This window comes from Mesorhizobium sp. M7A.F.Ca.CA.002.05.1.1 (assembly GCF_003998335.1).
GTDB lineage: Bacteria > Pseudomonadota > Alphaproteobacteria > Rhizobiales > Rhizobiaceae > Mesorhizobium.
Genome location: NZ_RZQI01000768.1, coordinates 1 through 2,898, shown reverse-complemented (window position 1 = coordinate 2,898; position 2,898 = coordinate 1). Strand labels below are relative to the sequence as shown.

At 62.5% G+C, this 2,898-nt stretch carries 5 protein-coding genes; 4 read left to right on the top strand and 1 reads right to left on the bottom strand.

The genetic code is table 11. The features are described 5' to 3' along the window. Window positions 1-169: 169 nt before the first annotated feature. The 4 genes from EN939_RS28130 (at window position 170) to EN939_RS38210 (ending at window position 2,231) form a co-directional block, all read left to right on the top strand. Window positions 170-493, top strand: coding sequence for an integration host factor subunit alpha (locus tag EN939_RS28130; RefSeq protein ID WP_013532231.1), 324 nt, complete (start codon window positions 170-172; stop codon window positions 491-493). A 125-nt stretch (window positions 494-618) separates the two neighbouring features. Continuing rightward, entirely contained in the window at window positions 619-1,158 is a 540-nt protein-coding gene (locus EN939_RS28125; RefSeq protein WP_127270980.1) for a MerR family transcriptional regulator, read from the top strand. Between the two features lie 93 nt (window positions 1,159-1,251). Then, window positions 1,252-1,554 (top strand): hypothetical protein, encoded by a 303-nt coding sequence (locus tag EN939_RS28120; RefSeq protein ID WP_127270978.1) that lies wholly within the window; start codon window positions 1,252-1,254, stop codon window positions 1,552-1,554. 167 nt (window positions 1,555-1,721) lie between these two features. After that, window positions 1,722-2,231, top strand: a complete 510-nt coding sequence (locus EN939_RS38210; protein WP_164748806.1) for a hypothetical protein — start codon at window positions 1,722-1,724, stop codon at window positions 2,229-2,231. 89 nt (window positions 2,232-2,320) lie between these two features. On the opposite strand, the gene EN939_RS28110 is transcribed toward EN939_RS38210, so the two are convergent. After that, window positions 2,321-2,898: hypothetical protein (locus EN939_RS28110; RefSeq protein ID WP_127270974.1), on the bottom strand; the 578-nt coding region annotated here is incomplete at its 5' end.

Here is a 2,898-nt window from a genome sequence, read left to right as displayed (position 1 = left end):
GATCTCGTCCTCCTGGAAGCGATGGGCGGTGGCTTCACCTGGGGCGCTGTCCTGGTTCGCTGGTAAGTGCCGAACGGTCCAGTTTCGGTCCTTGACCTTGACGGATCAATTACTTAGGCTCTGCCGTTGTTGTGCCGAATTTTATGTTTTGAGCTGATGGGACGGTCGCATGGGGGGAAAGACACTTACGCGCGCCGACCTTGCCGAGGCAGTTTACCGGAAGGTCGGCCTGTCGCGCACTGAATCGGCCGAACTCGTCGAAGCGGTGCTGGATGAAATCTGCGAAGCCATCGTGCGCGGCGAAACGGTGAAGCTGTCGTCCTTCGCGACATTCCACGTCCGCTCCAAGAACGAACGCATCGGCCGCAATCCCAAGACCGGCGAGGAAGTGCCGATCCTGCCGCGTCGGGTGATGACCTTCAAGTCGTCGAATGTGCTGAAGAGCCGTATCTTGCGCTCCCATCAGAGCGGCAAGGCCAAAAGCGGCAAGTAGTCCTACTGCGCGGTTGAAAACCGTCGCCGCCATGACGCCGGGCTTGAATATTGCTTCATAAACCGCTGAAATAAGCCCCGATTCGGCAGGTAGGCCGGATCATCGTCCAGCGTGAGGATTCGCCCATGGACAAGAGCCCCGACGCCTTTCGTACCATCAGCGAGGTCGCCGAAGATCTCGATCTGCCGCAGCATGTGCTGCGCTTCTGGGAAACGCGTTTCAACCAGATCAAGCCGATGAAGCGCGGCGGCGGCCGTCGTTACTACCGGCCGCAGGATGTCGAGCTGATCAAGGGCATCCGCCACATGCTCTACGACCAGGGCTACACCATCAAGGGCGTGCAGAAGCTGTTGCGCGAGAACGGCAACCATTTCCTGGTTGCCATCGGCAATGGCGACATGGCCGCCGTAGAGGCGATCTCGCAGCGAAAGCAGGCCGATCAGGTGCCGCTGACGCCTGCGGCCCAGCCGCGCGGCATGGACGACGAACTGGTTGGCCAGCCCCGCGTCAAACCCAGCCGCCGCTTTTTCGGCCTGGGCAAGAGCGACGAGGAGGGTCCGGTGCAGCCGGATGCGTCGAAACTCTCGCGCGACAACAGGGCCTTGCTGCAGGAGGCGCTGTTCGACCTCCTGGAATGCAAGCGCCTGCTTGACCAGGTGCGCTGACCGCGGCCCGACGCGGCATCGACAGTTCGAAAGCCGGAACCCGTCTTCCGGTGAGGCGTTACGCTTCCTTCTGCAAGTGAAGGAAACATACCAATGGCATCATTTTCGACCCTCTCCGACATCGATCTCGACAGGCAGGTCGCGGCTCTTACCAAGGAACTGGCCAGCTTGAAGAGGGCCGTGGCAAGGCGAGGCGGCGCGTATTACGAGGACGGTCGCGATGCCGCGCTGGACACCTATTCCGATCTTGCCGGGCGCCTGCGCGACGCCATGCCGGCAATCCGTAAACAGGGCAGGGTGATCGAGAGGTCGGCCCGCGACCATCCGGCGGCTGCCGCGGCGGTAGGCCTTGTGGTGCTCGGTCTTGTCGCCAGTCTGCTGTTCAGCCGGCGCTGAATTCTAAAACCCAATCCCAGGGATAAGAAGCAAGAAGTGACAGCTCGCCTCAGGGCGATCCGTTTATTTTCCTTGCGGTCGGCTATGTCTGTCGTCGCTCCGGCATCTGGCGAGGAGCGCGTCGGCGGGCGCCCCGCATCTCTGTGCGGCCGGCGCAGGAATGCGGATTGGTCGAGCCGCCGGAGCCGCTCAATTTCGCCGGCGAACGCCGGATTGGTGGTCGTGCAATAGCCAGCGCCGGGATAGACGACGATCTCACCGGCGTAGGGGGGCTGGACTTGCGTGAACAGTCTTCCGCGATCGAGCCTCGCGGGGCCGAGAAGACCGGCCTTGGACAAGAAGCCAAGGCCGGTCTTCTCGGTGGCGGTCTGCGGAGCTTAGGCCTTGTTTCCGATCACATGGTGGTGGTGGCGGTGATGATGGTGGTGGCGGACATGGTGGCGATGATGATGGTGGTGACGATGATGCTTGGCCATCGGGGCCGCATCCGCGCTCGTCGCGCCGATGACGGGCACCGTGAAAGCCAATGCAACTGCAAGCCCGAGGGCCGAGAGGAGGGACTTCTTCATGGATGGTTTCCTTTTGTTTCGCGGGCGCATATGGATCGGGGCGATAGCCCGGCCGCCGCGAATGGAATTACGCGCCTGAATTTTTTCGTCAGTATTTCCCGATTGTAGAATTTTGTTTCTGGACTGTTTCTGCCCAATCCAGCCTCCCGTCACCATGCACGGCAAGATCGAGAGGCGGCCATCGGCCGCCTGTTCGACTACATCGGTGGCACGACGCCGTTGGTTCCGACCACGACGCGGCTGGCGCTCAGTGCGCCGTCGCTGCCCCGCTCAGCGGTGACGAAGACCGTCGCACCCGGCTTGAGGTCGGTAGGCGTCGCCGGCGCGAAGGTCACGACGGGCGTGGTGTCGGGGATCGAAATCTTCTTGGTCTGGCCATTGTCATAGGTCAGGGTGACGGATCGCCCGCTTATATCGGTAACGTCGGCGACGGTGCCGTTGGTCATCCGGCTGTTTGGCTGCAGGTCCCAGGGACGATCGCCTTCGCCAGTGCCTTTCAGCGCGGCCGGAAAGACCACCACCTCCAGGGCGCCGCTGCCGCCATCCGCTTTCGAAACAGAGGCAATGCCGAGGAAATCGCCCTGCTTGATGTCCTTTGCCGAGGCGTTGGCGACGCCCGAGATCTTCCAGCCAGCCTTGAGCTTGATCGCATCGGTATCGCCCTGGCGGGTTTTCACGGTGAGCAGCGTGGGTTCGAAACTGACCACCGTGCCGCGCACACGCAGCGCGTCTGCGGCCTGGGCGGCGCCTGCGCCGGCGACGGAAAGGCTGGAAA

What these genes read in the sequence shown, in the direction of transcription:
- EN939_RS28120 (WP_127270978.1), top strand. Translation starts at nt 1,252, where the DNA reads ATGGCATCATTTTCGACCCTCTCCGACATCGATCTCGACAGGCAGGTC.
- EN939_RS28125 (WP_127270980.1), top strand. Translation starts at nt 619, where the DNA reads ATGGACAAGAGCCCCGACGCCTTTCGTACCATCAGCGAGGTCGCCGAA.
- EN939_RS28130 (WP_013532231.1), top strand. Translation starts at nt 170, where the DNA reads ATGGGGGGAAAGACACTTACGCGCGCCGACCTTGCCGAGGCAGTTTAC.